The organism is Streptomyces sp. HUAS TT7, from assembly GCF_051550175.1.
Classification (GTDB): Bacteria; Actinomycetota; Actinomycetes; order Streptomycetales; family Streptomycetaceae; genus Streptomyces.
This window is the reverse complement of record NZ_CP196175.1, coordinates 2147438-2172423: the sequence shown is the minus strand read 5'-3', so window position 1 is coordinate 2172423 and position 24986 is coordinate 2147438. Positions and strand designations below refer to the sequence as shown.

The following is a 24986-nucleotide window of genomic DNA, read 5'->3' as shown; positions in this document are numbered from 1 at the left end:
CGGCCGCCGCACGCCCGCGCCGAAATCACTCAGGACCCCCGGGAACCATTCGCGAGGCTCGTCAGTTTCTACATTGCTGTAGAAGTTTGACGACATGCATGGAGAAGCACCATGGCCCTCTGGGACCGCCTCAAGGAATCCGCCACGACGATGCAGACGCAGCTCGTGGCCAAGAAGAACGACCTGAAGAGCGGCGCCTTCCGCGACGCGAGCATGGCGATGTGTGCCCTGGTCGCCGCCGCCGACGGCACCATCGACGCGGCCGAGCGGCGTCGGGTGGCCCAACTCATCGCATCCAACGAGGTGTTGCAGAATTTCTCGGCCGCCGATCTGCAGCGCCGCTTCGACGAGGGGCTCGACAAGCTGGCCGCCGACTTCGACTTCGGCAAGGTGGGCCTGTTGCAGGAGGTCGCCAAGGCGAAGAAGAAGCCCGCCGAGGCGCGCGCCGTCATCCAGATAGGCATCGTCATCGGCGGCGCGGACGGCGACTTCGACAAGACCGAGCAGGCCGTCGTCCGCGAGGCCTGCTACGCGCTCGGCCTGTCACCGGCGGAGTTCGACCTGTAGTCGCCGCCGCAGGCAGGGAGCCGGTCGCGGGCCCGCGAGAGGGTGCCGTGCCCGCGCCTTCTCCGGACGGCCCGGCTACAACGCCGAAGTCGCGCCCCGCAGAACCGTGACCAGGACCAGCGTCGCGTTCGCCGAGGACAGGGCCGAGGCCGCCGCGCCCGCCGTGGCGGTCCACAGGGCGAGCCCCGCCGCCGTGCCCGCGGGCGGCCAGGCGCGAGCCGGCGGCACCGGCCGCAGCAGCGCCGCCACCCTGCGCGGCACGGGCCCCGGCGCCGGCCCGGCCGCCGCGAAGGCGGGCAGCGGCGGCACCCCGCGCAGGTCGCGGCCGGGGCCCGAGGCCAGCGCCGCCTTGCCAATGGCGCGCGCCACCACCGTGCGGTCGCCCACCGTGCGCGCCGCGTCCTCGTCCGCCCAGCGTTCCGCCGTGAAGGCCACGGCGGAGCGCAGCGGGCGCAGGAACGGATTGGCGCGCGCGGCAAGACCGGCCACCAGGAGGAACCGATGATGACGGCCCGTCAGGTGAGCTTCCTCGTGCGCGATCAGGGCTTCGCGCTCGCGGGCGTCGAGGAGGTCCAGCATCCCGCTGGACATCACGACGCGCCCGCGCCCGCGAAGTCCGCCGGGCAGCGCGTACGCATAAGGGCGCTCGTCCGGCAGCACCGCCCGCCGCGACGGCGCAAGCCCGGCCAGCGCCCGGGCGGCCCCGGCCCGCACCCGCCCATGGCGCCACAGGAGTTGACCGCAGGCCAGGGCGACGGCGGCCAGGACCAGGAGTGCGGCCTGCCCGACCGCCTCGTCGTACGGCACCACCGCCCGGACCTCGGGATCGGCCCAGGCGTCCGGCAGCGGATTGCCGGGCAACTGCGCGGTTCCGGCCACCATGAGAAGGAGGAGACACAGCGTGCTGCACACCGCGAGCACCCCGCCCACCAGGGACAGGACCCGCGTCGCCGTGCGCGGATGCAGCCTCGGGCCGGCGAGCCGGGCGATCGGCCAGGCGGTCAGCGGCAGCACGAGCGGCAGGACGACGAACACACCCACCGGATCAGTCCCCGGCCCCGCCGAGCAGTTCGCGCAGCAACTGTTCGTCGTCCGGCGAGAGGTCCGTGACGAAGCTGGCGAGCACCGCGCCCCGGTCCCGCTCGGCGTCGAGCACCTTGCGCATCCGGCGGGCCGCGAGCCCCGCCTCGTCGGCCGGAATCCACACGAAGGAGCGGCCCGCGCGCTCGCGGGCCACCGCCTGCTTGGTGTGCAGCCGGGTCAGGATCGTCACGACGGTCGTATAGGCGAGCGGTTCGCCGAGCCACTCCTGCACCCAGCCCGCGGTCACCGGGCCCGGCGCCTCCCGCAGCGCCGCGAGCACCCGCGCCTCCAGTTCCCCCTGCCCCCGGCGGGGGCGCCTCATCTGCTCCGTCACGTCGTCATCGTACGAGGCCGCCGCGGCCCCCGGCCCGGCAGCGCACCCCGTACGAACGCGGCGCCCGACTCCCGCAGCAGCTCATGAAGCCGGCCGAACACCTCGGCGGAGCGCCCGCCCGGCCAGCCGTCGGGCAGGAGTTCGGCGGGCAGCCCCGGGTCGGCGTACGGCAGCCGCCGCCAGGAGTCGAGCGCGAGGAGGTAGTCGCGGTAGGCGGCCTCGGCGTCGGTATCGGCGGCGGCGTCGGTCCGGGCGTGGGCCCGCGACTCCCAGGCGCGAAGGACCGGCTCGTGCCGGTCGAGGAAGTCCTCGTGCTGCTTGGCGATGGCCGGCAGGTCCCACCAGCGGGCGACGGCCTCCGCGGTGGGGGCGAAACCGAGATGCTCGCCCCTGAACAGGTCGACGTACGGGGCGAGTTGGAGGCGTTCCAGGGTGTGCCGGGTCTCGTCGTACAGCCGGGCCGGAGCGAGCCACACGCCCGGCGCGGCCGTGCCGAAGCCGAGGCCTGCCAGGCGCGAGCGCAGTACGTGCCGCTTGCTGCGCTCCGACTCGGGGACGGAGAACACCGCGAGCACCCAGCCGTCCGAGGCCTGCGGCGAGGGGTGGGCGTAGATGCGCCGGTCGCCGTCGTCCAGGAGCTGGCGTGCGTCGGGCGACAGGGCGTAGCCGGCCGCGCCCGCGGTGGTGGGCTGCGCCACGAGCAGCCCGCGCCGTTTGAGCCGGGACACCGACGAGCGCACGGAGGGCGCGTCGACACCGACCGCCGCGAGCAGCCGGATCAGTTCGGCGACCGCGAGGGAGCCGGAGGTTTCGCGCCCGTAGGCGCCGTAGAGAGTCACGATCAGGGATCGGGGAGTGTGCAGCTCGGCCACGTGATCACTCTAGTTCCCGCAGCCGGAAGCGCTGGAGCTTGCCGGTGGGTGTACGGGGGAGCGCGTCCAGGAAGACGATCTCGCGCGGGCACTTGTACGGGACGAGCTCGGCCTTCACGAAGTCGCGCAGCAGGGCCACCGTGTCCTCGCCGCGCGCCACCCCCGGCCGCAGCACGCAGTACGCGACGACGACATGGCCGCGCCGTTCGTCGGGCCGTCCCACCACCGCGGCCTCCGTGACGTCGGGGTGGCGCAGGAGCGCGTCCTCGACCTCGGGGCCCGCGATGTTGAACCCCGCCGAGATGATCATGTCGTCGGCGCGGGCCACATACCGGAACCAGCCGTCGCTCCCGCGCACATAGGTGTCGCCGGTGACGTTCCAGCCGTCCCGTACGTACGCGCGCTGCCTCTCGTCCGCGAGGTAGCGGCAGCCGACCGGGCCGCGCACGGCGAGCAGCCCGGGCTCGCCGTCGGGGACGGGCTGCCCCTGCCCGTCGACGATGCGGGCCTGCCAGCCGGGGACGGGCAGGCCGGTGGTGCCGGGCCGGATGTCCTCGTCCGCCGCGGAGATGAAGATGTGGAGGAGTTCGGTGGCGCCGATGCCGTTGATGATGCGCAGCCCGGTGCGCTGCTCCCAGGCGCGCCAGGTCGCCGCCGGAAGGTTCTCGCCGGCCGAGACGCAGCGCCGCAGTGCGCCGAGGTCGTGCGCGTCGAGTTCGTCGAGCATGGTCCGGTACGCGGTCGGCGCGGTGAACAGGACCGATACGCGGTGCTCGGCGAGGGCGGGCAACAGCTGGCGGGGGCCTGCCTGTTCGAGCAGCAGGGCCGAGGCGCCGGCCCGCATCGGGAAGATCACCAGCCCGCCGAGCCCGAAGGTGAAGCCGAGCGGCGGGCTGCCCGCGAACACGTCGTCGGGGGTCGGCTTCAGGACGTGCCGGGCGAACGTGTCGGCTATGGCAAGCACATCGCGGTGGAAGTGCATACAGCCCTTGGGACGTCCGGTCGTGCCCGAGGTGAAGGCGATCAGGGCGACGTCGTCCGCCGAGGTGTCCACGGCGGTGAACCGCCCGGCCGGCGCCCGCTTGACCAGGTTCAGGAGATCGCCGGGCCCGTCGCCCCCGTACGCAGTGATGCGCAGGCCCGGCGCCTCGGCCCGCTCCAGATCGGCCAGGGCGCGGGCGTCGCACAGGGCGTGGCTGATCCGCGCGATGGAGCACATCACGCCCAGCTCGTGGGCGCGCTGCTGGGCCAGTACGGTGACGGCGACCGCGCCCGCCTTCATCACCGCCAGCCAGCACGCGGCCAGCCACGGCGTGGTCGGCCCGCGAAGCAGCACCCGGTTCCCGGGCACCACGCCGAGTTCGCCGGTCAGGACGTGGGCGATCCGGTCGACGCGGTCGCGCAGTTCCCGGTACGTCCAGACCTCGCCCTGGCCGGTGCGGAAGACGGGGCGGTCCGGTCCGAAGCGCTCGATGGTGGCGTCGAGGAGTTCGGCGCCGCAGTTGAGCCGCTCGGGGTAGTACGGCCCCGGCGGGCCGAGGACCAGGTCCGGCCACTGGTCGGCGGGCGGCAGATGGTCGCGGGGAAAGGTGTCGGCGTGCGCTGAGTTCTTCAGCTCCATACGGGATCGCCCCCTTGTCGCCTCTGGAGCGTATCGTTTGGATGACGACAGTCAACAGTTCGCGATAGGGCGTTCCCTGTCGTTGTCGGAGCCGAGTGGGACAGTCGGAACCCGAGTGGGAAAGGGGCGGCCATGCCCGGATTCGCGCTGGAGCCGGACCAGCTGGAATGGTGCGGGGAACTGCGGGTGCTCGCCGGGGCGCGGCTGCGCCCCCTTGCCGACAAGGGTGAGCCAGGCCGGGTCAACCGGCCACTCGTCGAGGCGCTCGGCGAGCACGGGCTGCTCGCCCGGCTCTTCGGCTCCGGCGCGCTCGATCTGTGCCTGATGCGGGAATCGCTGGCGTACGCGTGCACCGAGGCGGAGACCGCGCTCGCCCTCCAGGGCCTCGGCGCGCACCCGGTCGCCGCGTACGGGACGGCCGCGCAGCGCGGGCGCTGGCTGCCCGAGGTGACGGCGGGCCGCGCGGTCGCCGCCTTCGCGCTGAGCGAGCCGGACGCGGGCTCGGACGCGGGCGCGCTCAGCCTCAACGCCGTTGAGGACAAAGGGGGTTGGCGCCTCACGGGTGAGAAGTGCTGGATCTCCAACGCCCCCGAGGCCGACTTCTACACCGTCTTCGCCCGTACGACCGCCGACGCCGGCGCGCGCGGAGTGACGGCCTTCCTGGTGCCCGCCGACCGGCCCGGGCTGACCGGCGCCGCGCTCGACATGCTCTCCCCGCACGCCATCGGCAGCCTCGGCTTCGACGGCGTGCCCGTGAGCGCCGACGACATCCTGGGCGAGCCGGACCGGGGCTTCCGGGTCGCGATGAACACGCTCAACCTGTTCCGGCCGAGCGTCGGGGCGTTCGCCGTCGGCATGGCGCAGGCGGCGCTCGATGCGACGCTCGCGCACACCGCCCGGCGCACCGCGTTCGGAGGCCCGCTCAAGGATCTCCAGGCCGTCGCGCACCGGGTCGCCGACATGGCGACGCGGACCGAGGCCGCCAGGCTCTTGGTGTACGCGGCGGCCGCCGCCTACGACCGGGGCGATGCGGGCATCGCGCGCGGCTCCGCCATGGCGAAGCTGTTCGCCACCGAGACCGCGCAGTACGTCGTCGACGCGGCGGTCCAGCTCCACGGCGCCCGCGCGCTGCAACGCGGGCACCTGCTCGAACACCTCTACCGTGAGGTCCGCGCGCCCCGCATCTACGAGGGGGCGAGCGAAGTGCAGCGCACGATCATCGCGAAGGAGCTGTACCGGTGAGCCTCGATCGGGTGAACCCCGCCGCGCTGTCCCCGGCGACGGGGTTCAGCCACGCCGTCGTCGCCACCGGGTCCCGGGTGGTCTTCCTCGCGGGGCAGACCGCGCTGGATGCCGACGGCAAGGTGGTGGGCGCGACGCTGCCCGAGCAGTTCCGTACCGCGCTGACCAACCTGCTCGCGGCGCTGGCCGCGGCGGGGGGTTCGCCGGGGGACCTCGCGCGGGTCACCGTGTACGCGACGGATGTCGCGGCCTACCGGGAGCAGGCGCGTGAACTGGGTTCCATCTGGCGGGAGTTGGCGGGGCGGGACTATCCGGCGATGGCGGTGATCGGGGTGGTCCGGCTGTGGGACAGCGAGGCCCTGGTCGAGCTGGACGGGTTCGCTGTCCTGGAGTAAACGACTCGCGCAACCGGCTCACCCCTCCAGGAACGCCCCCATCCACTCCTCCACCCCCGCCACCGACCTCGGCAGGGCGTTCGACATCAAGTGGGCGCCATGCTCGGTGACGACCAGGTCGTCCTCGATGCGGACGCCAATGCCGCGCAGTTCGGGCGGCAGGGTTTCGTCGTCCGGCTGGAGGTAGAGGCCGGGCTCCACCGTGAGGACCTGGCCGGGTTCCAGGACGCCGTCCAGGTAGGTCTCGCCGCGGGCCTTCGCGCAGTCGTGGACGTCCAGGCCCAGCATGTGCCCGCTGCCGCACAGCGTGTAGCGGCGGTGCAGCTCGCCCGAGGCGCTCTTCAGGACGCCCCACTCCGCGAGGCCCTCCGCAATGACTCCCATCGCGGCCCGGTGGAAGTCGCGGAAGGCGGCGCCGGGCCGCAGCGCCGCGATGCCCGCGTCCTGCGCGGCCAGGACGAGTTCGTACACCTGGCGCTGGACGGGGGAGAAGCGGCCGGAGAGCGGCAGGGTGCGGGTGATGTCGGCGGTGTACAGGGTGTCTGTCTCCACGCCCGCGTCGAGCAGCAGCAGATCCTGGGCGTCGAGGCGTCCGTCGTTGCGGATCCAGTGCAGTACACAGGCGTGCGCCCCGGACGCGGCGATCGTCTCGTACCCCGTGCCGTTGCCCTCGGCACGAGCCCGCGTCCCGAAGACTCCTTCGAGCAGCCGCTCGCCGCGCGGGTGGGCCAGCGCGCGCGGCAGGGAGCGTACGACGTCCTCGAATCCGGTGGTGGTGTGGTCGACGGCGAGCTGGAGCTGGGCCACCTCCCAGGCGTCCTTGATCAGCCTCAACTCGGAGAGCGCTGCGGCGAGTTCCGGGTCAGTGGCGGCGTTGCGGCCGGGCGCCGCCGCGTCCAGCTCGTCCACGTGGGCGCAGCGGATGCCGGTCAGGCGCTCGGTCTCGGCGAGGTCGGGGCGGCGGCCCACCCAGAACTCGCCGTACCTGCGGTCGCGGTAGAACTCGTCGTCGCCCTCGGCGCGCGGCGAGCGGGGCCGCAGATAGAGCACGGCCTCGTGCCGGGACCCGGACGGCTCCAGGACCAGGACGTGGCCCGGCTGGTCCTCGCCGGTGAGACCGGTCAGCCAGGCGTACGCGCTGTGCGGGCGGAAGCGGTGGTCGCAGTCGTTGGTGCGGACCTTCAACTCCCCGGCGGGCACGATCAGCCGCTCGCCGGGGAAGCGGGCCGAGAGCCGCGCCCGGCGGCCCGGCATGACGTCGAATCCGGGCACCCGGGCGTCCCGGGGCAGCGGAGTCGGGGCCCAGCCGCCGCTCATGAACGCGGCGAGTTCAGGGCCGACGGGAAGGTCGTGGCTGCCGGTGTTGAGGTGTGCGGGGCGCTCGGCCATCGGGTCTCCCGGGGTGAGGGGACGGGCAGGGGTGGGCGCGCCGGGGTGCGCGGACGAACGGGGGGCACTGGGCGCGCAGTGCAATTTCACATTACTATGTCACAGGGCATGGGCCACCCATGGGCTTCCCAAGTGCGCGCCCGGGCAAGGCCGCTTGAGGTCCGGGCCGGATCGGGACTTGGTCCGGACCCTTGTGGGCGCCTGTCATCCATCAGTAAAATGTCACACACCACACTAGGGAGTTCGACCATGACGTCTGCAGCACCCCAGCGCATCCGGCCCTGGCACGGAATCCTCGTCGCGACCGCGCTTCCCCTGCGCTCCGACCTTTCCGTCGACTTCACCTCCTATGCCCAGCACGTGCGCTGGCTCATCGACAGCGGCAGCGACGGCGTCGTGCCGAACGGCTCGCTCGGCGAATACCAGACCCTGACCGACGAGGAGCGGGCCCGCGTCGTGCACACCGCCGTCGAGGCGGCGGGCGACGGCGACCGCGTCATGGTCGGCGTCGCCGCGTACGGCAGCACCGAATCCCGCCGCTGGGCGGAGCAGGCCGCGGAGGCCGGCGCGGGCTCCGTGCTGCTGCTCCCGCCCAACGCCTACCGCGCCGACGAGCGCTCGGTACGGGCCCACTACGCCGAGGTCGCCAAGGCGGGCCTGCCCGTCGTCGCCTACAACAACCCGTACGACACCAAGGTCGACCTGACGCCCGCGCTGCTCGCCCAGCTGTACGCCGACGGCAGCATCGTCGCCGTCAAGGAGTTCAGCGGCGATGTGCGCAGGGCCTACGAGATCGCCGAACTCGCCCCGGAACTGGACCTGTTGGCGGGCGCCGACGACGTACTGCTCGAACTCGCCCTGGCCGGAGCGGTCGGCTGGATCGCCGGCTACCCCAACGCGCTGCCCGCCGCCTGCGCCGAGCTCTACCACGCGGCCGTCGCGGGCGACCTCGCCACCGCCCGTCCCCTCTACCGGGCGCTGCACCCCCTGCTGCGCTGGGACTCCAAGACCGAGTTCATCCAGGCCATCAAGCTCTCCATGGACCTGGCCGGCCGCCCCGGCGGACCCGTCCGGCCGCCCCGCCAGCCGCTCACCGCGGAACAGGACGCCCTGGTGCGCGCCGCCACCGAGAAGGCGCTCGCCGAAGGCCACAAGTAGCCCTACAGGGAGGCGAATCCATGCGGACCCGACACGTCTACCACGCCGTCGACTCGCACACCGAAGGCATGCCGACCCGCGTCGTCACCGGCGGGCTCGGCGTCATCCCCGGCGCCACCATGGCCGAGCGGCGCCTGTACTTCATGGAGCACCTCGACCACATCCGTACGCTCCTGATGTACGAGCCGCGCGGCCACGCCTCGATGAGCGGAGCGATCCTCCAGCCGCCGACCCGGCCCGACGCGGACTACGGCGTCCTCTACATCGAGGTCTCCGGCCTGCTGCCGATGTGCGGACACGGCACGATCGGCGTGGCCACCGTGCTGGTGGAGACCGGAATGGTCCCGGTCACCGAGCCCGTCACCACCGTCCGGCTCGACACCCCGGCCGGACTGGTGAGCGTGGACGTACGGGTCGAGGACGGCGAGGCGCGCTCCGTCACACTGACCAACGTCCCCGCGTTCTGCCTCGCGCTCGACCGAAAGGTGCAGGTCCCGGGCCTCGGCACGGTCACCTACGACCTTGCCTACGGCGGCAACTTCTACGCCTTCGTCGAACTCGACGCGCTCGGCCTGCCCTTCGCGCGGGACCACAAGGACGCGCTGCTCGCCGCCGGTCTCGACATCATGGCCGCCATCAACGCGACGGACCGGCCCGTGCACCCGGAGAACCCGGAAATCGCCGGGGTGAAGCACGTCTACCTTGCGGCCCCGGGCTCCGACGCGACCCGCTCGCGGCACGCCATGGCGATCCACCCCGGCTGGTTCGACCGCTCGCCGTGCGGCACCGGGACGTCCGCACGGATGGCCCAGCTGCACGCCCGCGGCGAGCTGCCGCTGCACCGCGACTTCACCAACGAGTCGTTCATCGGAACGGAGTTCACCGGCCGCCTGGTCGGCGAGACCACGGTCGGCCCGCTCCCCGCGGTCGTGCCCACCGTCACCGGCCGGGCCTGGATCACCGGAACCGCCCAGTACTTCCTGGATCCCTCCGACCCGTTCCCGGAAGGCTTCCTGCTGTGATCCACCTCGGCGCGGACGACCTCGCGGCGCTGCTCACCCCCGCAGCGGCGGCCGACGCGCTGGCCGCGGTCCTGGAGGAGGGACTCGACCCGGAGCAGTGCCCGGAACGCTCCAACGTTCCTGTTCCGGCGGGGGAGTTGCTCGTCATGCCGGCCGCTTCCGCCACATACGCCGGCGTGAAGATCGCGGGGGTCGTGCCCGCCAACCCGGGCCGCGGGCTGCCCCGCATCACCGGCAGCTTCCTCCTCCTGGACGGGCCGACACTGCTGCCCCTCGCTCTGCTCGACGCCGCCGCGCTGACCACGGTCCGCACTGCCGCCGTCTCGGCCCTCGCCCTCGACGCGCTCGCCGAACCGGACGCGGCCCGCCTGGTCCTGTTCGGCGCGGGCCCTCAGGCCCACGCCCATCTCGAATCGGCCCTGAACACAAGGGAGTTGACCCATGTGACCGTCGTGTCGCGGACGGGCGGGGCGGCCGAACGGCTGGTGACGTACGCCCGCGAACTCGGCCTGGAGGCGCGCGCCGGGGAGCCGTCCGACGTGTCCTGTGCCGACCTCGTCATCTGCTGCACCACCGCGCACGAGCCGCTCTTCGACGGGCGGCGGATTCCCGAACACGCCACCGTCGTCGCGGTCGGCTCGCACCGGCCGGCCGTGCGCGAGACCGGCTCGGAGCTCGTGCGGCGGTCCTCGGTGTGGGTGGAGGCGCGGACGGCCGCCCTGCGCGAGGCCGGTGATCTGCTGATCCCGCTGGCCGAGGGGGTGATCGGCGAGGACCACATCGCGGGGACCCTGGCCGATCTGGTGCGGGGCGAAGCCGAGGCGCCGTCGGACCGGCCGCGGTTCTTCAAGAGCGTGGGCATGGCCTGGGAGGACCTCGCGGTGGCGGCCGCAGTGCACCGGGCGTCAAGTCCCCTGCGGGCAGTGCCGGTTGGGGCAGAAGTGCGCGGCCCCGAACCGCCCGACGGCGGAAGGTGAGATTGTACGCTGGGCCTCCGCGGAACACGGAGGAAGCGCCATGGGCGACCTGAAACAGCGTCATCTCATCGTCGCCCAGGAACGCCTGCGCGACCAGGTCGCCCACGCACTGCGCGCGGCCCTGGTCGCGGGCGAGCTGCGTCCCGGCGCCGTCTACTCCGCCCCCGGCCTCGCCGCCGACTTCGGGATCTCCGCGACGCCAGTGCGCGAGGCCATGCTCGACCTGGCCCGCGAAGGCCTGGTCGAGCCGGTACGCAACAAGGGCTTCCGGATCACCGAGGTCAGCGAGCGCGACCTGGACCAGTACACCGAACTGCGCGCGCTCATCGAGGTGCCGACCGTCGGCAGCGTCACCGACACCGCGAGCGCGGAGCAGCTGGAGGCGCTGCGGCCGGTGGCCGAGGAGATAGTGGACCGGGCCCGCGCCCACGACCTGATCGGCTACCTCGACGCCGACCGGCGCTTCCATCTCCGGCTGCTCGGCCTTGCGGGAAACGAGCGCCTCGTCGAAACGGTCGGCGACCTGCGCAAACGCTCCCGACTGTACGGGCTCACCCGGCTCGACGAGCGCGGCGAACTCATCTCCTCCGCCCAGGAACACGTCGAGCTCCTGGACCTCATGCGGTCCGGCGACCGCCCGGCCGCCGAGGCCTGCATGGCCCGCCACCTGGGCCACGTACGGTCGTTGTGGGCCCGGGAGGGGAACGGCTAGAGGCGGGGTGGAGGGGCGGGCCCCGGAAACAAGCCCGCCCCGGTCCCCGGCTCCCTAGATGTCCCGGAAGATCTCGATCTGCGCGCCCACCGAGTTGAGCCGCTCGGCCAGGTCCTCGTAGCCGCGGTTGATGACGTACACGTTGCGCAGCACGGACGTGCCTTCCGCCGCCATCATGGCGAGCAGCACGACCACGGCCGGGCGCAGCGCCGGGGGGCACATCATTTCGGCGGCGCGCCAGCGGGTCGGGCCCTCCACCAGGACCCGGTGCGGGTCGAGGAGCTGGAGGCGGCCGCCGAGGCGGTTGAGGTCCGTGAGGTAGATCGCGCGGTTGTCGTAGACCCAGTCGTGGATCAGCGTCTTGCCCTGGGCCACCGCCGCGATCGCCGCGAAGAACGGCACGTTGTCGATGTTGAGGCCGGGGAACGGCATCGGGTGGATCTTGTCGATGGGCGCCTCCAGTTTGGAGGGGCGCACGGTGAGGTCGATCAGCCGGGTGCGCCCGTTGTCGGCGGCGTACTCGGCGGTGCGGTCGTGGTCGAGGCCCATCTCTTCGAGGACGGCGAGCTCGATCTCCAGGAACTCCACCGGGACCCGACGGATCGTCAGCTCGGACTCGGTGACGACGGCCGCGGCCAGCAGGCTCATCGCCTCGACCGGGTCCTCGGAGGGCGAGTAGTCGACGTCGACGTCGATGTCGGCCATGCCGTGCACGGTCAGCGTGGTGGTGCCGATGCCGTCGACCCGGACGCCGAGCGCCTCCAGGAAGAAGCACAGGTCCTGGACCATGTAGTTGGAGGAGGCGTTGCGGATGACGGTGACGCCGTCGTTGCGGGCGGCCGCGAGCAGCGCGTTCTCGGTGACGGTGTCGCCGCGTTCGGTCAGCACGATCGGGCGGTCGGGCGCGGTGCGTTCCACCACGGCGTGGTAGATGCCCTCGGTGGCCGTGATGTCCAGGCCGAACCGGCGCAGCGCGATCATGTGCGGCTCGATGGTGCGGGTGCCGAGGTCGCAGCCGCCGGCGTACGGCAGGCGGAACTGGTCCATGCGGTGCAGGAGCGGGCCGAGGAACATGATGATGGAGCGGGTCCGGCGGGCGGCGTCCGCGTCCATCGCGTCGAGGTCGAGCGTGGCCGGCGGCACGATCTCCAGGTCGGTCCCGTCGTTGATCCAACGGGTGCGCACGCCAATGGAGTTGAGGACTTCGAGGAGCCGGTAGACCTCTTCGATGCGGGCCACCCGGCGCAGCACGGTGCGGCCCTTGTTGAGCAGCGAGCCGCAGAGCAGCGCGACACAGGCGTTCTTGCTCGTCTTGACGTCGATCGAGCCCGAGAGGCGGCGGCCGCCCACGACACGGAGGTGCATGGGGCCCGCGTACCCAAGGGAGACGATTTCACTGTCGAGCGCTTCACCAATGCGCGCGATCATCTCAAGGCTGATGTTCTGGTTCCCGCGCTCAATGCGGTTCACGGCGCTCTGGCTGGTGCCCAGAGCCTCGGCCAACTGCGTCTGCGTCCAGCCCCGGTGCTGCCGGGCGTCGCGGATGAGCTTGCCGATGCGTACGAGGTAGTCGTCTGCCATAGGGGCAGGTTATCTCAGATATGAGATGCCGCTCGCGCTGGGGTGGGCCAACGGGGTGAGGAACCGTCAATTCCGATACTGCGGTCCCCGTGCGGGGGCGGCAAGCGGAATGGATCCGTCCGGGGGTGGGGCGTTTGTGTAAATGTCGGCCGTGTCGTACGCCATGCGCGTGGAACCCGGAGTCGTGTAGCCGCGTAACCCGAGGTCGAGGGTGTGGCGGGACCCGACGTCGACACCTCGGCGGCCGAATGGCCTCGCCCGCGCATGACCTACTGGCGGCCATGTACTAGAGTTATCTCGACATCGAGATATCTACCGAGGCGCACCGCAGCCGACGCTCGGTAAGGATTACCTAACTTAGCCTTACCTTAGCGGATCGACAACACGTCGTGGCGGCAGGATTGTGGTGGAACGCGCACATATATGAAGGAGACTGTCGTGTCGGCGAACAGCTTCGACGCCCGCAGCACGCTGCGTGTGGGCGACGAGTCGTACGAGATCTTCAAGCTGGACAAGGTCGAGGGCTCCGCGCGCCTCCCTTACAGCCTGAAGGTTCTCCTGGAGAACCTGCTCCGCACCGAGGACGGCGCGAACATCACCGCCGACCACATCCGTGCGCTCGGCGGCTGGGACTCGCAGGCTCAGCCGAGCCAGGAGATCCAGTTCACGCCGGCCCGCGTGATCATGCAGGACTTCACCGGTGTGCCCTGTGTCGTGGACCTCGCCACCATGCGTGAGGCCGTCAAGGAGCTCGGCGGCGACCCGGCGAAGGTCAACCCGCTCTCCCCGGCCGAGCTGGTCATCGACCACTCCGTCATCGCCGACAAGTTCGGCACCAAGGACGCGTTCTCGCAGAACGTGGAGCTGGAGTACGGCCGCAACAAGGAGCGCTACCAGTTCCTGCGCTGGGGCCAGACCGCCTTCGACGACTTCAAGGTCGTCCCGCCGGGCACCGGCATCGTCCACCAGGTCAACATCGAGCACCTTGCCCGTACGGTCATGGTCCGCGGCGGCCAGGCCTACCCGGACACCCTGGTCGGCACCGACTCGCACACCACCATGGTCAACGGCCTCGGTGTGCTCGGCTGGGGCGTCGGCGGCATCGAGGCCGAGGCCGCGATGCTGGGCCAGCCGGTCTCGATGCTCATCCCGCGCGTCGTCGGCTTCAAGCTGACCGGCGAGCTGAACCCGGGCACCACCGCCACCGACCTGGTCCTCACGATCACCGAGATGCTGCGCAAGCACGGCGTCGTCGGCAAGTTCGTCGAGTTCTACGGCGAGGGTGTGGCCGCCACGTCGCTGGCCAACCGCGCCACCATCGGCAACATGTCGCCGGAGTTCGGCTCCACCGCCGCGATCTTCCCGATCGACGACGAGACACTGAAGTACCTGCGCCTGACCGGCCGCGATGCCCAGCAGGTCGCGCTCGTCGAGGCGTACGCCAAGGAGCAGGGCCTCTGGCTGGACCCGGCCGCCGAGCCCGACTTCTCCGAGAAGCTGGAGCTCGACCTCTCCACGGTCGTCCCCTCCATCGCCGGCCCGAAGCGTCCGCAGGACCGCATCGTGCTCGCGAACGCCGCCCAGCAGTTCGCGCTCGACGTGCGCAACTACGTCGACGAGGACGACGAGGCGGGCAAGGAGTCCTTCCCGGCCTCCGACTCCCCGGCCTCCGCCAACGGCGTGCCGACCCGCCCGACGCTGGTCACCCTGGCCGACGGCTCCTCGTTCGAGATCGACCACGGCGCCGTCACCGTCGCCGCGATCACCTCGTGCACCAACACCTCGAACCCGTACGTCATGGTCGCCGCGGCCCTCGTCGCGAAGAAGGCCGTGGACAAGGGCCTGACCCGCAAGCCGTGGGTCAAGACCACGCTGGCCCCGGGCTCGAAGGTCGTCACCGACTACTTCGACAAGGCCGGCCTCACCCCGTACCTCGACAAGATGGGCTTCAACCTCGTCGGGTACGGCTGCACCACCTGCATCGGCAACTCCGGTCCGCTGGACGAGGAGATCTCGAAGGCGATCAACGAGCACGACCTCGCGGTCACCTCGGTGCTCTCCGGCAACCGCAACTTCGAGGGCCGGATCAACCCCGACGTCAAGATGAACTACCTGGCGTCTCCGCCGCTGGTCGTCGCGTACGCCATCGCCGGTTCGATGAAGGTCGACATCACCACCGAGGCGATCGGCACCGACACCGAGGGCAACCCGGTCTTCCTCAAGGACATCTGGCCCACCGAGGCCGAGGTCAACGACGTCGTGGCCAACGCCATCGGCGAGGACATGTTCAACAAGTCCTACCAGGACGTCTTCGCGGGTGACGCGCAGTGGCAGTCGCTGCCGATCCCGACCGGCAACACCTTCGAGTGGGACGCCGAGTCGACCTACGTCCGCAAGCCCCCCTACTTCGAGGGCATGACGATGGAGACCACCCCGGTCTCCGACATCGCCGGCGCCCGCGTCCTGGCGAAGCTGGGCGACTCGGTCACCACCGACCACATCTCCCCGGCCGGTGCGATCAAGGCCGACACCCCGGCCGGCAAGTACCTCACGGAGCACGGCGTCGAGCGCCGCGACTTCAACTCCTACGGCTCGCGCCGTGGCAACCACGAGGTCATGATTCGCGGCACCTTCGCGAACATCCGCCTGCGCAACCAGATCGCGCCGGGCACCGAGGGCGGCTTCACCCGTGACTTCACCGTCGACGGCGCCCCGGTCTCCTTTATCTACGACGCCTCGCAGAACTACCAGGCCGCCGGCATCCCGCTGGTCATCCTGGCGGGCAAGGAGTACGGCTCGGGCTCGTCCCGCGACTGGGCCGCCAAGGGCACCGCGCTGCTCGGCGTCAAGGCCGTCATCGCCGAGTCGTACGAGCGCATCCACCGCTCGAACCTCATCGGCATGGGCGTCCTGCCGCTCCAGTTCCCGGAGGGCGCGACCGCCGCCTCGCTCGGCCTCACCGGCGAGGAGACCTTCTCCTTCACCGGCGTGACCGTCCTGAACGACGGCAGCACCCCGCGCACGGTCAAGGTCACCACCGACACGGGCGTCGAGTTCGACGCGGTCGTCCGCATCGACACCCCCGGTGAGGCGGACTACTACCGCAACGGCGGCATCATGCAGTACGTGCTGCGGAACCTGATCCGCAACTAAGCACCCCAACGAGCAAGGCCCGCACCCCGGTTGGGGGTGCGGGCCTTACTTGTGCGCCGTGTTCCGTATCAGACGGATCAGAACATCAGGCGCATGCCGTTCCAGCCGGTGCCGACCTTGACGCGGTCCTTGAAGGGGGCGCCGGCGGTGGTGCCGGTGCCCGCGTAGAACCACAGACCGCCGGAGGCGTCGCGGCCGTAGAGGTCGGCCTTGCCGTCGAAGTCCAGGTCGCCGATGCCGACGAGCGTGTTGTACGTGTTCCAGCCACCGCCGAGCTTGACGCGGTTGCCGAACGGGGCGGCCCAGTTGCCGGTGCCCGGGTACAGCCAGCCGGTGCCCGCGTTGTCGACGGCGACGATGTCGGCCTTGCCGTCACCGTTCAGGTCGCCACGACCGGCGATCTTCGTCATGGCGCCCCAGCCGCCGCCGAGCTTGACGGGCGGGGTGAACGAGCCGTCGCCCTTGGCGGTGTAGAGCCACAGCACGCCGGCCTTGTCGCGCGCGATCAGGTCGTCGGCCGGAGCCCCGCCGAGGTTGCCCGGCGAGAAGACACGGTCGTAGGCGTTCCAGCCCGCACCCAGGTCCTTGACGGCGTCCGCGGAGTAGTACAGGTGGCCGTTGGTGCCCAGGAGGTACACGGCTTCGGCGACGCCGTCCTTGTTGTTGTCCACCTGGGTGCCCTGGCTGACCGCGCTGAAGTCGGAGTTTTCCACGGCGACGCGGTCAACGAACCCGCCCGTGCCGTTCGGCGGGTAGAAGTAGCCCTTGCCCGAGCCGTCCACCGCGAACAGCGGGAACGTTTCGGCAGCCGGAACCTCGTCGCCTGCGGCGAAGGCGCGCTTCGAGTCGGAGCCGGACTGCTTGGCCTTCAGCTTGGCCTGGGTCTGGGCGAACTGCTGCGCAGCCCTCGCCGCGTTGGCGGACGGCGCGCTGTCGGCGGAAGCCGCACCCGCGGTCGTGCCCACCAGGGCGGCGGCGATCGCCGCGACGGCGATGCGGGACAGGGCGCGACCGCCCTTACGGCCGGAAAGTATGGCCACGTATTTCTCCATGTCGAGGAAGAGACGCGCTGCGCCTGATCGAGGCTCAACGCGAGATCTTCTGGATCCTTTCACGCGATCTTTGCGTGTCAACTAGTTTGTGGACGGCGTGAGTAGCTCTATTTCAGCTAGCGAAGCGGTCGTTGTGGGGACAAGTCGGTAATGGGAATAGGAACCGGGCGAATGGATGGAGAACACCCGGGTCTGTCGGTCCCAGGTGAAGGATTCTCCGGATCGCCTGTCCAACTCTGTCCATTTCGTTCCGTCTTGTGATCCTTCGAGGACCCAACCGGACGGTGCCTTTCCGGCTGTTGCCGAGGTCAGCGTGTACTGCGTGGCCTTCGTGGCCTTGGTCACCGGGAGGTCCGTCGGCCCGAATTCGGCCGATGTCGCCGAGGAGTTGTCGAACAGCGGGCCGGAGCCGGTGATCGCGTCGCTCGCCGGGGCGGGCACCAAGGCGCCCTTGGTGATGGACACCGGCGCCGCGTTCTTGCCGGTGCCCCACGACGAGGGGTGCGCGCCCATGGCGAAGTCGAGCGTGCCGCCGCGCGCGAGCAGGGCGTGCGGGAGCGCCGTCGAGTTCCACGGCTTGCCGTCGACCTTCAGGGACTGCACATACACGTTCCGCTCGCTGTTCTCCGGCGCCTTCACGACCAGGTCGCGGCCGTTCTCCAGATGGACGGTCGCCTTGGTGAACAGGGGCGAGCCGATCGCGTACTCACCGCTGCCCATCACCAGCGGGTAGAAGCCGAGCGCCGAGAACACGTACCAGGCCGACTGCTCGCCGTTGTCCTCGTCGCCGTGGTAGCCCTGCCCGATCTCGCTGCCGTTGTACAGGCGCCGCAGCACCTCGCGGATCTTCTCCTGCGCCTTGTAGGGCCGGCCCGCCGCGTCGTACATGTACGTGACGTGGTGCGCGACCTGGTTGGAGTGGCCGTACTGGCCCATCCGTACATCCCGCGCCTCGGTCATCTCATGGATGACGCTGCCGTACGAACCGGCGAACTCGGGCGATGCGGTCTCCGGCGTCGAGAAGTAGGCGTCCAGCTTCTTGGCGAGTCCCGCCTGGCCGCCGTACAGGTTGGCGAGGCCGCGCGAGTCCTGCGGCGCGGTGAAGGCGTAGCCCCAGCCGTTGGTCTCGGTGTAGTCGTAGCCCCACACGCGCGGGTCGAACTTCGCGCTGTCCACGCGCCACTGCCCGTTCGCGTCCTTGCCCTGGAAGAAGCCCGCCTTGGCGTCGAAGAGCTTCACGTAGTTCTGGGCGCGGCCCATGAAGTACGCCGACTCCTCCTGGTAGCGGGGCTTCTTCGTCTTCTCGTACAGCGCCTGGCCCATCTTCGCGAGGCCGTAGTCGTTGACATAGCCCTCCATCGACCAGGACAGGCCCTCGGGCGTGGAGGTCGGGGCGTAGCCGAGGAAGGGGGCGGTGTCCATGCCCTTGCGGCCCACCCCGGAGGAGGGCGGTACGACGGTGGCGTTCTTCAGGGCGGCCTCGTACGCCGCCTCGGCGTCGAACTTCACGCCCTTCACATAGGCGTCCGCGAAGGCCACGTCCGAACTGGTGCCGGTCATCAGGTCCGCGTAGCCGGGCGAGGACCAGCGGGAGATCCAGCCGCCGTCCTTGTACTGCTGCACGAAGCCGTCGACCATCGCGCCGGCCTTCTTCGGGGTGAAGAGGGAGTAGGCGGGCCAGGTCGTCCGGTAGGTGTCCCAGAACCCGTTGTTGACGTACACCGTGCCGTCGACGACCTTCGAGCCGGTGTGCGTGGGGGTGTCCGCGCCGGTCTTCGGCGAGAAGGGGCTGGCGTACCGGTTCTTCGAACCGACCTTCTCGAAGCCGGAGTTGGGGTACAGGTAGAGGCGGTAGAGCGAGGAGTACAGGGTGGTCAGCTGGTCGTGCGAGGCGCCCTCGACCTCGATGCGGCCCAGAATGTCGTCCCAGGCCTGCCGCGCCCGGTCCTTGATCTGGTCGAAGCCGGCCGTCGCGGGGATCTCGGCAGCCAGATTGGCCTTCGCCTGGTCCACACTGATGAGTGAGGTCGCCAGGCGCAGGGTCACCGTGCGGTTCTTGCCGGGTTTGAAGCGCGCGTAGCCGGTGACGTCGGCGCCCCCGCCGCCCGGCAGCTTGCCGCTCGCGGTCACGGGCGTGTCGAAGACGCCGTACACGAAGAGCCGTCCGGCGCCCGTGGACAGGCCACTCTTGACGTCCGAGTAGCCGGTGAAGGAACGCGTCGCCGGGTCGAGGGTGAGCCCGCCCTGGTTGGTGACGTTGTCCAGGATCAGGCTCGCGTCGTCACCGGGATAGGTGAACCGCATCATCGCGGCGTGGTCGGTCGGCGTGATCTCGGTCCTGAGGCCGTTCTCGAAGGTGACGCCGTAGTAGTACGGCTTCGCGGTCTCGTTCTCGTGCTTGAAGGGCAGCGCGCGGGCCGTCCGGGAGGCGTCGGGGGTGCCGGCCGCTGCCGAGGGCATCACCTGGAACGTCTGCCGGTCGCCCATCCACGGGCTCGGCTCGTGACTGGCGCTGAAGGCCTGGAGGGTGGGCAGGTTGTCGGCGTTGTTGCGCCGCGCGTAGTCGTACAGCCAGTCCTGCGAACCGGCGTTGGTGACCGGGGTCCAGAAGTTGAAGCCGCCCGGGACCGCGGTCGCGGGGAAGTTGTTGCCGCGCGAGAACGAGCCGCTCGAATTGGTGCCGCGGGTGGTCAGCGCGTAGTCCGAGAGGTGCGCTAGCGGCTTCTCGGGCTGCTTCGGCGCGATCGAGAGGTCGTCGATCCAGCCCTGGAACTTGGCCGGCCCCTTGGGGGAGTCGTACGCCACCAGGATCCGGTCCACCGTCCTGCCGGCGGCGACCGTGCCGATCACCGAGGACACGTGGTTCCACTGGTTGACGTAGAGCGTCTTGGCGGCGCCCTGGCCCTGCGGACTGAGCAGCCCGCCGTGCGAGTCGAGTGCCTTCAGGTCACTCAGATAGGTGCCGTCGGTGAAGGCCAGGTCCACGGACACGTTGGTGGCCGGGTAGGTGAGGTCGGTCTCCGTCATCGACGGAAAGATCTTGTAGTCGAGTTCGGTGTCCCGGCCGACGGGGAGATCGACGTCGAAGACCTTGTTGTACGAGTAGGCCCGGCCGTCCGCCTTGTGGGTGCCCGCGTAGCGCAGCGCCCGCTTCCCGGTGAAGCCCGCGTTGGCCTTGGCGGTGGGGGAGCCGCCGGGGCCGCGGTCCGCCGCGGTCCGCATGTCCGGCGGGATCGGGGTGCTGGTGTCGCCGTTGGAGAACTGGACATCGGCGAGCTGGGTGATGGGGGCGCCGCCGTTCGCGGTGATCTCCAGGCGGTAGTGCGCGTACGCCGTGGTGTTCGCGAAGTCGTACGTCTTGGTCTGGAAGCGGTCCTTGAAGCTCTCGCCGGTGCGGCTGTCCAGGGTCTTCCAGTCCTTGCCGTCCGCCGAGCCCTTCAGGGTCCAGTCCTTGGGGTCCCGCTCGGGGGCGTCGTTGGCTGACGTCAACGCGTAGGTGACCGTCTTCACCGGTTCGGACAGATCGAATTCGAGCCAAGCCGTCGGCTGGAAGGCCAGCCATTTCGTGCTGGGCTGTCCGTCGACGAGATTCTCCTTCACCTCGCCGCCGTCGGTGTTCTCGGCGCTGGCCCGGACGTCGGTGACCTTGTCCGTCACATTGCCCGGTATGCCGCTGGTGAAGCCGCCGTCGACGCCCGAGGCCCGCCGGTGCCCCGCGCGGTCCGTATCGACGGTATCGGTCCAGTCCGGCTGGGGCTGTCCCGTTTCGAACGAGGTGCTGAACCGGCCCCCGTTCTGCGGCGGTTGGGCGGTGGCGGGCGGCGCTCCGACGGCGGACTGCGCCGTGACGACGAGCAGGAACGAGGCCGCCACCAGGGCGGCCGCCGGTCCTCGTCGGTACCGGGATCTGGGCAGCATGCGGGCCCTTTCCTTCGGTGCAAGCCGGTTTCGTCCGGCATGTGCGAGGTGGACAACGTTGTCAGAGTGGGAACGCAGGATCCAGTAGCGCGGCAAGCGCCGGTTGGTGTCAAGGGCGTTGGGAAGGAATGGATGGCCTGAATCATCAGGAGCAATGCGGACGTCAAGGTGTGTAATGCGCGTCAAAAGGAGCAGCCTCATCCACATTGGTACGTACCAATGGATATATCCGCGAGGTCTCAACTCGGGAAAGACTGTCGGCCAACCCTGCTTTCGATCTTGCTCAGTTGACGGGAAGTGGACTATACCTGTCGGCGTCCGGGCAACCCGCTGAACGCGGGCGGGGGAACCGCGTGCGGGCCGGTCGGCCCGGGACCGGGCAGCCTCCGCGACGGATGTACGGCATCACTCACGCTTCAACTGTTCGCGGGCGTCGGCGGATTCCGCTGCACCGCATGAGTCCTGGAGAAGGCGAGGACTTGAGCATGGGATCCGAGATCAACCGCCGTGACGCACTCAAGCGGGCCATGGCAATCGGCCTGCTGGCGGTGCCGGCGACGTCACTGCTGAGCGCGTGTGCCAGTTCCGACGGCGGAGACAGCACCAAGAAGCCGAGTTCCCAGGGCACCAAGTCGGCGGACAATCCGCTCGGCGTCAACAAGGGCACCGCCCTTGAGGCGTTCGTTTTCAAGGGCGGATTCGGCGACGACTACATCAAGTCCGCCGAGGCCGACTACAACGCCAAATACGGCATCACCATCAAGCACACCGGAACGCAGGCCATCGGCCCCAAGCTCCAGCCGCGTTTCGCGAGCAGCACCCCGCCGGACTTCATGGACAACTCCGGCGCCGACAGCCTCGACACCGCCGCCCTCGCCAAGACCGGCAAGCTCCAGGACCTCACCCCGCTCCTGGATGCGCCGACCATCGACGACCCGTCGAAGAAGGTCCGCGACGTCCTGATCGCCGGCACCGTCGAGCAGGGCCAGTTCGGCACCAAGGAGGTGTACGCGTTCAACTACGCGTTCACCGTCTACGGCACCTTCTACTCCAACAAGCTGTTCAAGGAGAAGGGCTGGACGTACCCGCAGACCTTCTCGGACATGCTGGCGCTCTGCAAGAAGATCAAGGCCGCGGGCATCGCCCCCTTCACCTACCCGGGCAAGTACCCCTACTACGTGCACTTCGACCTGCTGCACCAGATCGGCAAGGTCGGCGGCAAGGAAGCCCTCAACGCGATCGACAACCTCGACGACGGCGCCTTCAAGACCGACGCGGTCAAGGAAGTCATCACGTACTACGAGGAGCTGGCCGGGCAGGGCTACTTCCTGCAGGGCTCCGAGGGCATGACGCACATCCAGATGCAGACCGCCTGGACGCAGGGCCGCGCCGCGATGGTGGCCGACGGTTCCTGGGTGGAGAACGAGGCGGCGCCCACCATGCCGAAGGACTTCGACCTCGCGGTCGGCTCCCTCATCGGCTCGGGCCCCAGCGACAAGCTGCCCTTCGGCGCCCTGTACGCGGCGGCCGGCGAGCCCTTCATCGTCGCCAAGGACGGCAAGAACCCGGTCGGCGGCATGGAACTCCTTCGCATCATGCTCAGCAAGAAGCAGACCACCAACTTCACCAACGCCATCAAGTCGCTGACCTGCGTCCAGGGCGCCGCCGACGGGCTGTCCCTCACTCCGGGCCTGACCTCGGCCAACGCCGCCCTGAAGACGGCCGGGTCGAATGTCCTCAACTCCCGGCTGCAGGACTGGTACAAGAAGCTCAACAACGAGACCCTCGGCAACCTGACCCTCGACCTGCTCACCGGCAAGATCAAGGCGGCCGAGTGGATCGACAAGGCCCAGAAGGCGTCGGACGACACCAAGAAGGACTCCTCCGTCCCGAAGTTCAAGCACCTCTGACGAGGCCGCTTACCACTACTGGCTGAGACGAGAGCGACCGGCGACATGCGACACGGCAAGTACCGGTTCATCATCGGATTCCTGGCAATTCCCCTGGCGCTGTACGGGGTCCTCGTGATCTCGCCGTTCCTCCAGGACTTCCAGATTTCGATGACGAGCTGGAGCGGACTGACCCCCGAGAAGAACTTCATCGGTCTTGACAACTATCAGAAGCTGATCCACAACGACCTCTTCTGGAAGGCGTTGTGGCACAACGTCCTTCTGCTCCTGTGCGTGCCGGTCGTCACGTTGGCTCTCGGTCTCTTCTTCGCCTTCATGCTGAATGTCGGCGGTCGCCGCAGGGGTTCTGCGGGGGTCGCCGGCGTGCGGGGCTCCGGCCTCTACAAGGTGATCTTCTTCTTCCCGCAGGTCCTCTCGATCACGATCATCGCGATCCTGTGGCAGCAGATCTACAACCCCGACCCCCAGAACGGGATGCTCAACTCCCTTTTGGCGGACGTCGGTCTGAGTTCGCTCCAGCAGTCCTGGCTCGGCGATTCCAGTATCGCGCTGATCTGCATCATGGTCGTGATGGTCTGGGCGAACGTCGGCTTCTACGTGGTCCTGTTCTCCGCCGGCATGGCCTCCATTCCGGCGGAGATCTACGAGGCGGCCCTCCTGGACGGCGCCTCCCGGGTCAAGACGTTCTTCCGGATCACCCTGCCGCTGCTGCGGGACACCGTCGCCACCGCCTGGGTCTACATGGGCATCATCGCCATGGACGCCTTCATCTACGTACAGCTGATGTCCGTGAATGTCGGCGGCCCCGACGAATCCACCGACGTGGTCCCGCTGCTCCTCTACAAGACGGCGTTCCGGGACAACAGCCAGTACGGAATGGCCGCGGCCATGGGTGTCGCGATGCTCATCGTGACCCTGGTGTTCGCCGTTCTCAGCATGCGTCTTTCGCGCCGCGAGCGCATCGAATTCTAGGGATGGCGCGATGACGACCGAAACGATGAAGACGGCCGGCGAGCAGTCGTCCGCACCCGCCGCCAGCGCCGCGCGCTGGAAGTGGCGCAGCAGCGAGGGGGGCGTGCTCAACGCCTTCTCCCACGTGTTCCTCCTGGTGTGGGCGCTGATGGTGGGCGTCCCCCTGCTGTGGGCACTGTGGAGCTCGTTCAAGACCTCGGGTGACATCCTGACCCACCCCTGGTCGCTGCCGGCCGAGTTCCACTTCGACAACTGGTCGCGGGCCTGGAGCAAGGCCAACATCGGGCAGTACTTCCTCAACACCGCGTTCGTGGTGGGCCTTTCGACCTTCGGCACGATGCTGCTCGGCTCCATGGCGGCCTATGTGCTCGCCCGGTTCGAGTTCCCCGGCAACCGATTCATCTACTTCCTGTTCGTCGGCGGCATGGCCTTCCCCGTGGTGATGGTGCTCGTACCGCTCTTCTTCGTCACCAAGAACCTGGGCATCCTGAACACGCTGCCCGGGCTGATCCTGATCTACATCGCGTACTCGCTGCCGTTCACGGTGTTCTTCATGACGGCGTTCTTCCGTACGCTGCCGACCACGGTCGCCGAGGCCGCGCTGATCGACGGGGCCTCGCACACCCGCACGTTCTTCCAGATCATGCTGCCGATGGCCAAGCCCGGCATCATCAGCATCGGCATCTTCAACGTGCTCGGCCAGTGGAACCAGTACCTGCTGCCCCTGGTGCTCAACCAGGGCGACACCAAGAACTGGGTGCTCACCCAGGGCCTCGCGGACCTCGCCGTGCAGCAGGGCTACCAGGGCGACTGGGGGGCGCTCTTCGCGGGGCTCTCGATCGCGATGCTGCCCGTGCTCGCCGTCTACATCGTCTTCCAGAAGCAGGTCCAGGCGGGCCTGACGGCGGGAGCGCTCAAGTAGGCGATCCGTAGTCCGCCCTCTTTCCCCGACCGCCCGTGGGCCCCGTGCCCGCGGGCGGTCGTGCGTTTCCCCGCCTCGCTCCGCATCTCCTCAGGTCTTGACGGGA

19 protein-coding genes are annotated in these 24986 nt (G+C 69.7%); 11 read left to right on the top strand and 8 right to left on the bottom strand.

From position 1 onward, the window contains the following. The first annotated feature begins 111 nt into the window (after positions 1 to 111). On the top strand, positions 112 to 567 hold the full coding sequence (locus ACSHXC_RS09640) for a tellurite resistance TerB family protein (protein ID WP_438291183.1): 456 nt from the start codon (positions 112 to 114) through the stop codon (positions 565 to 567). Between the two features lie 75 nt (positions 568 to 642). Here ACSHXC_RS09640 and ACSHXC_RS09635 read toward each other — a convergent pair whose 3' ends face one another. From ACSHXC_RS09635 to ACSHXC_RS09620, 4 genes are read right to left on the bottom strand one after another with little or no spacing between them, the layout of a single operon-like run. After that, complete coding sequence (locus ACSHXC_RS09635) at positions 643 to 1608, bottom strand: M56 family metallopeptidase (RefSeq protein ID WP_438291182.1); 966 nt, start codon at positions 1606 to 1608, stop codon at positions 643 to 645. 4 nt (positions 1609 to 1612) lie between these two features. After that, on the bottom strand, positions 1613 to 1972 hold the full coding sequence (locus tag ACSHXC_RS09630; RefSeq protein WP_373300978.1) for a BlaI/MecI/CopY family transcriptional regulator: 360 nt from the start codon (positions 1970 to 1972) through the stop codon (positions 1613 to 1615). Positions 1973 to 1980: 8 nt separating this feature from the next. Further along, positions 1981 to 2856 (bottom strand): PaaX family transcriptional regulator, encoded by an 876-nt coding sequence (locus tag ACSHXC_RS09625; protein WP_438291181.1) that lies wholly within the window; start codon positions 2854 to 2856, stop codon positions 1981 to 1983. A gap of 4 nt (positions 2857 to 2860) precedes the next feature. Then, complete coding sequence (locus ACSHXC_RS09620) at positions 2861 to 4477, bottom strand: AMP-binding protein (protein WP_438291180.1); 1617 nt, start codon at positions 4475 to 4477, stop codon at positions 2861 to 2863. A gap of 132 nt (positions 4478 to 4609) precedes the next feature. Here ACSHXC_RS09620 and ACSHXC_RS09615 point away from each other — a divergent pair, with 132 nt between their 5' ends. Next, entirely contained in the window at positions 4610 to 5719 is a 1110-nt protein-coding gene (locus ACSHXC_RS09615) for an acyl-CoA dehydrogenase family protein (protein ID WP_438291179.1), read from the top strand. Then, positions 5716 to 6114 (top strand): RidA family protein, encoded by a 399-nt coding sequence (locus ACSHXC_RS09610; RefSeq protein ID WP_438291178.1) that lies wholly within the window; start codon positions 5716 to 5718, stop codon positions 6112 to 6114. Before ACSHXC_RS09615 ends, ACSHXC_RS09610 begins: the two co-directional genes overlap by 4 nt. 18 nt (positions 6115 to 6132) lie before the next feature. On the opposite strand, the gene ACSHXC_RS09605 is transcribed toward ACSHXC_RS09610, so the two are convergent. Beyond that, entirely contained in the window at positions 6133 to 7503 is a 1371-nt protein-coding gene (locus tag ACSHXC_RS09605) for an aminopeptidase P family protein (RefSeq protein ID WP_438291177.1), read from the bottom strand. Positions 7504 to 7752: 249 nt separating this feature from the next. Between ACSHXC_RS09605 and ACSHXC_RS09600 the strand changes: the two genes are divergently transcribed. Genes ACSHXC_RS09600 through ACSHXC_RS09585 form a run of 4 tightly spaced genes read left to right on the top strand, consistent with a single transcriptional unit; the run spans position 7753 to position 11372 of the window. Next, on the top strand, positions 7753 to 8661 hold the full coding sequence (locus tag ACSHXC_RS09600; RefSeq protein ID WP_438291176.1) for a dihydrodipicolinate synthase family protein: 909 nt from the start codon (positions 7753 to 7755) through the stop codon (positions 8659 to 8661). A 20-nt stretch (positions 8662 to 8681) separates the two neighbouring features. Beyond that, positions 8682 to 9683 (top strand): proline racemase family protein, encoded by a 1002-nt coding sequence (locus ACSHXC_RS09595; protein WP_438291175.1) that lies wholly within the window; start codon positions 8682 to 8684, stop codon positions 9681 to 9683. Beyond that, positions 9680 to 10660 carry an ornithine cyclodeaminase family protein gene (locus ACSHXC_RS09590; protein ID WP_438291174.1) on the top strand — a complete coding sequence of 327 codons (981 nt, stop codon included), beginning with the start codon at positions 9680 to 9682 and terminating at the stop codon, positions 10658 to 10660. The genes ACSHXC_RS09595 and ACSHXC_RS09590 overlap by 4 nt, the downstream gene beginning before the upstream one ends. Before the next feature lie 40 nt (positions 10661 to 10700). Further along, entirely contained in the window at positions 10701 to 11372 is a 672-nt protein-coding gene (locus tag ACSHXC_RS09585) for a GntR family transcriptional regulator (RefSeq protein ID WP_438291173.1), read from the top strand. A 54-nt stretch (positions 11373 to 11426) separates the two neighbouring features. On the opposite strand, the gene ACSHXC_RS09580 is transcribed toward ACSHXC_RS09585, so the two are convergent. Next, positions 11427 to 12953 carry a helix-turn-helix domain-containing protein gene (locus tag ACSHXC_RS09580; RefSeq protein WP_438291172.1) on the bottom strand — a complete coding sequence of 509 codons (1527 nt, stop codon included), beginning with the start codon at positions 12951 to 12953 and terminating at the stop codon, positions 11427 to 11429. Positions 12954 to 13391: 438 nt separating this feature from the next. Here ACSHXC_RS09580 and acnA point away from each other — a divergent pair, with 438 nt between their 5' ends. After that, a complete protein-coding gene (acnA, locus tag ACSHXC_RS09575) occupies positions 13392 to 16106 on the top strand; it encodes an aconitate hydratase AcnA (protein WP_438291171.1) in 2715 nt (904 codons plus the stop codon). Between the two features lie 77 nt (positions 16107 to 16183). On the opposite strand, the gene ACSHXC_RS09570 is transcribed toward acnA, so the two are convergent. Together ACSHXC_RS09570 and ACSHXC_RS09565 are read right to left on the bottom strand one after the other, a co-directional pair. Further along, a complete protein-coding gene (locus ACSHXC_RS09570) occupies positions 16184 to 17146 on the bottom strand; it encodes an FG-GAP repeat domain-containing protein (protein ID WP_438291170.1) in 963 nt (320 codons plus the stop codon). A gap of 93 nt (positions 17147 to 17239) precedes the next feature. Further along, positions 17240 to 21076 carry a GH92 family glycosyl hydrolase gene (locus tag ACSHXC_RS09565; RefSeq protein ID WP_438291169.1) on the bottom strand — a complete coding sequence of 1279 codons (3837 nt, stop codon included), beginning with the start codon at positions 21074 to 21076 and terminating at the stop codon, positions 17240 to 17242. Between the two features lie 485 nt (positions 21077 to 21561). Between ACSHXC_RS09565 and ngcE the strand changes: the two genes are divergently transcribed. Genes ngcE through ACSHXC_RS09550 form a run of 3 tightly spaced genes read left to right on the top strand, consistent with a single transcriptional unit; the run spans position 21562 to position 24880 of the window. Then, positions 21562 to 22986: an N-acetylglucosamine/diacetylchitobiose ABC transporter substrate-binding protein gene (gene ngcE, locus ACSHXC_RS09560; RefSeq protein ID WP_438291168.1), complete on the top strand. Its 1425-nt coding sequence runs from the start codon at positions 21562 to 21564 to the stop codon at positions 22984 to 22986. A 45-nt stretch (positions 22987 to 23031) separates the two neighbouring features. Further along, positions 23032 to 23958: a carbohydrate ABC transporter permease gene (locus ACSHXC_RS09555; protein WP_438291166.1), complete on the top strand. Its 927-nt coding sequence runs from the start codon at positions 23032 to 23034 to the stop codon at positions 23956 to 23958. A 10-nt stretch (positions 23959 to 23968) separates the two neighbouring features. Further along, positions 23969 to 24880 (top strand): carbohydrate ABC transporter permease, encoded by a 912-nt coding sequence (locus ACSHXC_RS09550; protein ID WP_438291164.1) that lies wholly within the window; start codon positions 23969 to 23971, stop codon positions 24878 to 24880. The last annotated feature ends 106 nt before the right edge of the window (positions 24881 to 24986 follow it).